At 37.1% G+C, this 6,197-nt stretch carries 4 protein-coding genes; 2 read left to right on the top strand and 2 right to left on the bottom strand.

From position 1 onward, the window contains the following. Positions 1–94: 94 nt before the first annotated feature. Positions 95–2,467, bottom strand: coding sequence for a PAS domain S-box protein (locus PLI06_10075; GenBank protein HOI77939.1), 2,373 nt, complete (start codon positions 2,465–2,467; stop codon positions 95–97). Beyond that, positions 2,454–3,869, bottom strand: a complete 1,416-nt coding sequence (locus PLI06_10070) for a PAS domain-containing sensor histidine kinase (protein ID HOI77938.1) — start codon at positions 3,867–3,869, stop codon at positions 2,454–2,456. Before PLI06_10070 ends, PLI06_10075 begins: the two co-directional genes overlap by 14 nt. 197 nt (positions 3,870–4,066) lie before the next feature. Between PLI06_10070 and PLI06_10065 the strand changes: the two genes are divergently transcribed. Together PLI06_10065 and PLI06_10060 are read left to right on the top strand one after the other, a co-directional pair. Further along, positions 4,067–5,227 carry a TraB/GumN family protein gene (locus PLI06_10065; protein HOI77937.1) on the top strand — a complete coding sequence of 387 codons (1,161 nt, stop codon included), beginning with the start codon at positions 4,067–4,069 and terminating at the stop codon, positions 5,225–5,227. A 10-nt stretch (positions 5,228–5,237) separates the two neighbouring features. After that, positions 5,238–6,197, top strand: a 960-nt coding sequence (locus PLI06_10060; GenBank protein HOI77936.1) for an FG-GAP-like repeat-containing protein, incomplete at its 3' end; no start/stop codon positions are given.

Below are 6,197 nucleotides of genomic sequence, written 5' to 3'. Positions count from 1 at the left end.
GTGATCATTGTAAAAGACTAGTGCTTAAAATAAATATGTCCCACAGCCGAAAAAAATAGGGAAAATAGGGAAAAGAATATGGAAATAGGGAAAATTATAGAAGTTTCTTCCCTTTTTCTGTTACCTCTAATCTCTTGTTTCTCCCTTTTCTGCGCACGATGATGTATCTATTGGATTCAAGATATCTAACATTTTTTCTAACAGTTGGCCTTGTAATAACTAAGTCCTTTCCAAGACTAGAATAGGTGGGATTTATTCCAAGTTTATTCTGATTCAAGATGTATTTGATTATCTCAATCATTTTGTTATTCAATATGTCTGCATTTTTTGTAATAATTGGTTTTGTTTCTTTTTCAATGAGTTTTAGCAGTTTAGGCTCAACTGAGTCTTTGTCAATTGAAAGGATAATGATGTTATTCCCAAAATAGGCTATTTCCCTAAGTTCTGTGATAAAATTATAGGTATCGATGAATCCGTTCTTGATAATGAGATAATCTATGCCGTCTAGTAAAATGACGCTGTTGCTCTTAATATCTTCAAAAAACTCTCTAAGATTTTTCAAATTATGGGGGGCTGTATTTTTTCCTTTTCTTGATGAAAGCCAAAAATAATCAAATTCGATATCTTCAATCTCAAAATTTTCTATTTCACTTCGCGATATTATAGTCCCTTTATATCCTATATCTATAAGCTCTCTAAAAGCTTCAAATGGAAATAAGTTAGAAGGCCCTTTTGAGAAATATAGATTTCCGTCATTTAACTCATATTTTAATATCTGTTTCTTTAGCTCATCTTCTTTTCTCTTCTGTTCAGTTATATCCCTGAAAGTGCATATTATTGATTTTTCTCCCATGATATCAAGAATTGTTAAGTTGATTTCAGCTGGAAAGACTTGGCCAGTCTTCTTAATAAAATTTGTTTCCATAAATAAGCTTGAACTTTCAAGCCCCCGAGCCAATAAATGCTGTAACTTCTTTGTTTCATCGGGCGCAATTAATTCGTAGAGATTTATCCCGATCATTTTCTCTTTTGGAAAGTGAAAGAGCCCCACACTTGAAGTGTTTGTATCCCTGATGAAGAGATTCTGGTCCAAGATAAATATCGGCTCATAGGCTTTTTCAAAAAGTGTCTTAAACTTAAATTCAGAGGACTTAATTTCTTCTTGAAGCTTTCTCTGCTCGGTAATATCGTTTCCCACTGCAAGAATGGCAGTTAGATTTCCATCTTTATCCCTTATTGGCCTATTAGCCCAGTAAACCCAGACCCTTTCTCCATTCTTTTTTGTATTTTCATTGATGTGAACTTTGTATTGTTTCTCATTTTGATGTATGTCAGAGGCTAGAGTCCTAAGGTCACGACCTGTTGACTCAAACTCTGGTGTTATTGTTTCATAAACATTTTTACCTATTACCTCATCCTTTGCAAACCCAAAAAAAGATAAACCGTATTCGTTCATCGAAAGAATCACACCATCTCTATCGAATTTGAAGATAATGCTGTTTGCAGACTCAACTATCTGCCTGTACTTATTTTCACTCTCTTTCATTGCTTCCTCAGATCTGATCCTAGCAATTGTTCCTCCCATCTCTTGAGACAATGTAACAAGGATTTTTTTAGAAAGTTCTGAGATATCATCTTTTTCATGGCTTCCAATGTTGAGGCTTCCCATGGGTTTGCCCATATGGGAGAAAGGGATTATTGCGAAAAATTTTAATTTTTCCTTGTTTCGTAACATATCAAGCATTTCAATTGATATCCCATTTGTAGATTCATTGCCCTTGACAAATAGCGGGCCTTTTACAAATTTAGATTTATCGCTCACCTTTTTGAAATAATCAAGAGTTTTGCTAGATATGCCCCTAATGCATTCAAGATTAAATTCTGATGTTTTTCCATCAATTATGTATATCCCGCCACAGTCTACCTCCCCAATTTGAAGTGCAGTATTCAATACATCTTCAAGGGCTAGACTCATTGTATTTGTCTGGCACAGTTTTGAAGCAAGTTCTGTCTGAAGATTCAATATCGTCTCGGCCTTCTTCAAATCAGAAATATTCCTTACTATGTGGATAACGCCCTTTAATTTATCATCTTTATAGATAGGTGATGAGCTCACCCTTGCCGGAATCCTCTCTCCATTTTTTTTCAAGTATTCCATTTCATATGTGAAAACATCTCTATTGCCTTTCATCCTCTTGATCTGAAGTTCTTGCATTAATGCGTAATACTCTGGGGGAATATTTTGAATTACATTCATGCTCAAAAGCTCTTCTTCAGAATATCCACTCTCACTAGCACTTGCTTTGTTGACATAGGTGATCTTGCCTTCTGGATTATGGATAAAAACCATATCCTGGGCCGCCTCAATTATAGAACTATAATAGTCACTCTGCGTATTAAAGTCTGCATCTGTTGTTTTTTGAATTGACTCTGATATTTGCTCTGGTGCATCTTTAGCAGATTTCATGAACATCCACACTTTTGAATTTTAGAACTATTGTTGTGCCTTTTGGCTTATTGTCGCTGACACTTATATCGCCGCCATGCTTTTTAATTATCTTCCTAGCGATATAAAGTCCGAGGCCTGAACCTTTACTTGGCCCGTAGCCAAATCCTTCATCAAATAACTTATTTTTAATTTCATCAGGGATACCTATGCCGTTGTCTGTAAAGGATACCTCGCAGTAGTTTCCCTCTCTTTTTAGGGATACATCTATCCGGTCGGCCTTCCCGTGAACTTTTGCATTTCGGATAATATTGTCAAATACGATCATTATTGATTCATCGACAAGAATCCTGCAATTGCCTAAGAAATTTATTTTAATTTCAGGATAATGTTCTGTAAGCTCTGCTAGTTTGCTTTTAACATCAAATAGTTTAGCATCAGTTGAACCCTCTCTTCCGTTAAAGGCTTTTTCAAACTCCGTTGTATTCTCTATCAGCTCAACACTTTTTGATATTGCTTTCATCACCCGCTCTTTGATATCCACATCTTCTGTAGCTATGAGATCGCAAAAGTTCAATGCAACTGTCAAATCATTTAGTATGTCATGCCTCAATATTTTATTCATTATCTCAAGAGTCTCGTTTAACTCAGTTAGTTTTTCTTCTGTTGCCTTACGCCCTGTTATGTCAATTCCAAGCTCTAATACCAATCTATTTCCATCTATATCAACAAAAGGATAGGTGTGGATTTCGGCCGTCTTGCCATCTCTTTGAGTTTTTTCATAGACTATTGGTTTATTACTTTCAAATACCCTTTGTACTGGGCAATCCCCACAAGGCTTATCAGCGTCATAAAAAACTTTGTAACATTTTTTTGATTCAATTTTTTTGAATCTGTCCCTTAAAAATTTGTTTGCAAAAACAATATTGCGGTTAGTATCATAGAGACAGACGTAAACTGGCACCTGCTCTAAAACAGAAAAAAGCTGTTTGTTTTCTATTTCTAACTTTCGCCTGAGATCGCTCTCAAGTTGTATGTCTTTAATTGTCCCGGTATGCCCTAATATCGTTCCCTCGCTATCCTTGAAAACTGTCATTTCAAGTTTGCAGTCGACTTGCTTGCCATTCTTTCGCTTCATGGTGACATTAAAATTCTGAATTGACCCCTTGCCATACAACTCCTTTAGTAAGAGATTTCTGTCAGCTGGGTTAATGTAAATTTCTGTGGCTTCCATTCCTAAAAGTTCATTTTTCTGATACCCCAGTATCCGCGATGCGTCCTCATTAGCATAGACAATTACCCCATCCTTGTTTACAGAAATATTGGGAAGCGCATATGCGTGATTAATAAATATATCTGGGAGAAAAGTATTGTATTTTTTATTGCTCTTGATCTTTTGACCAGTACTATCATCTATTACCATGGAAGACCTTCTGAGATGGATCAGTTATTTACATAGAGTCAATGAATAATCTTTTTCCCTATATATAAATATATGGAAAAAAATAGGGAAAATATGGAAAGCCTAACTTTTCATATTAATTTCCCAATTTAAATATTTTTACATTGCACTACTAAGTAATATTTAAAAGGGGTAATCTTAGTTTCTATTAAGAGAAGATGACAAAAGAAACAGTAGAGATCGGCGGGAAAGAGGTCATATTGATAGGAACAGTCCACATATCAAAGGAAAGTGTGGATGAAGTAAGGGAAATCATAGAAAAAGAAAAGCCCGATGTTGTGGGTGTTGAGCTCTGTGAAGGCAGGTTTCAAGCACTAAAAAACGTCAAAAAATGGGAAGATACCAATATTTTAGATATCATAAAGCAGGGAAAGATATTCCTTTTCTTAATCAATCTATTGTTATCCAATTACCAGAAAAGGCTCGGCGATAAGTTTGGCGTCAAACCGGGCTCTGAGTTTATTGAGGCAATAAACGTTGCAGAAAAAGAGGACATAAAAATTGCCCTAATTGATAGAGACATCCAGACCACGTTGAAGCGGGCCTGGAACAAGATGAAGCTCAAAGAAAAGTTAAAGCTTATGTTTGGGGTCTTTCTAGGATTCTTTGAAGAAGAGGAAGAAGAGGACATTATCGAAAAGCTTCAGGATAAGGACATAGTAAATGAGCTATTAAATGAGCTATCCAAGGAGATACCGTCGGTCAAAGAAACATTAATTGATGAGAGGGACAGATACATCGCTCTAAAGATACTGCAAAGCGATGCCAAGAAGTTTGTGGCTGTTATCGGCAGAGGCCACATGGATGGGGTAATAAGATCATTGAAAGAGCTAAACAAAAAGGGCTTGAAAAAAGATATCAAAGAGCTTGAAGTAATCCCCCAAAAGAAGAGCTATCTAAAATACATAGGGTACCTAATTCCTATAATTTTCTTTGGGATTGTCATATACGGATTTTTTACTAAAGGTATTGAATTTACATTAAAGGTATTTTTCGTCTGGATTATGGTAAACGGCACGCTGTCTGCTCTTGGTGCAGCCCTTGCCTTGGCGCACCCCATCTCTATACTAGTAGCGTTTGTGGCGGCCCCTATCACGTCGTTGAATCCAACAATAGCCGCCGGCTGGTTTGCAGGGCTCGCAGAGATAAAATTCCGAAAACCTAAAATAAGGGATTTTGAAGGATTAAATAGTATTAACGGGTTTACTGACCTTTGGAAAAATGGCGTCACAAGGATCATTCTTGTTGTGGCATTTTCCAATATAGGAAGCACTATTGGGACGATATATGCGCTCCCTTACATAATTTCCCTTTTATGAGGTGATTGAAGTGAAAAAGTTACTATTGGCGATATTTGTTATATCTGGATTACTGCTCCAGGGTGTATATGCAGAAGAAGAGTATATCAATAAATTATGGACGCACAACATGGGTGGAAACGTGTGGGAGGTCCTGCACGGCGATTTTACTGGCGATGGCGTCCCTGAAGTAGTTGTAGCCTCCGGGTGCTGCGGGAATCCTGGATATGTGACTGTTTTTGATACAGAAGGTGTGATAGTCTGGCAGGCTAAGATGCCATATGAGGTAAGGACCCTTGATATAGGGGATATTGATGGGGACGGAAAGCTTGATGCGGTCTGCGCCTCTACCGATACAAAGATTTACTTCATCTCAAACAGTGGGGAAATAGTTAAGGTGTTCCCTGATTCCGGCGATGTCTTAAAGATAAAAATAGCAGATATTGACGGAGACGGGAAAAATGAGGTCATCACCGGCTCTACTTACATCAGGGTTTTCAAAGACATGGAAGAGGTGGCAAATTACAGCACATCAAACAGGGTAATGGACATAAATGTCAATGACATAAACGGTGACAAAAAATTAGAGATAATCACAGGCGGCCTTGGGAACTATGTCTATGTTTTTGATAGCGGCCTAAATCTTTTGTGGAAGAATCAGAGTAACTCTGTTATTTGGGGGACAATCCCGTTTAACTATCTTGGGAATCCATCAATACTTGTTCTGACAAGGGGTTACTATGTCCTGGACAAGGACGGGAACAAAGTATTCCAGAAGAACATGGATGAGTATTTCATTTCAGGCCATGACACAGGTAGCATGATTTTATTGGCCGATGGGAAAGGGAATCTCAACAGCTACGATTATTCTCTAAATGATCTATGGAACTACAAGGTTGAAAAGGAAGTAAAGGACATCTATTCCTATAAAGAGGGAAATGAGATGATAATACTTCTTGGCTCAATGGATGAGAACTTCTACATGATAAAA

This window comes from Methanofastidiosum sp., from assembly GCA_035362715.1.
Lineage (GTDB): Archaea > Methanobacteriota_B > Thermococci > Methanofastidiosales > Methanofastidiosaceae > Methanofastidiosum.
Note: the sequence above shows the minus strand (reverse complement) of the source record. Positions and strands in the feature narration are given on the sequence as shown.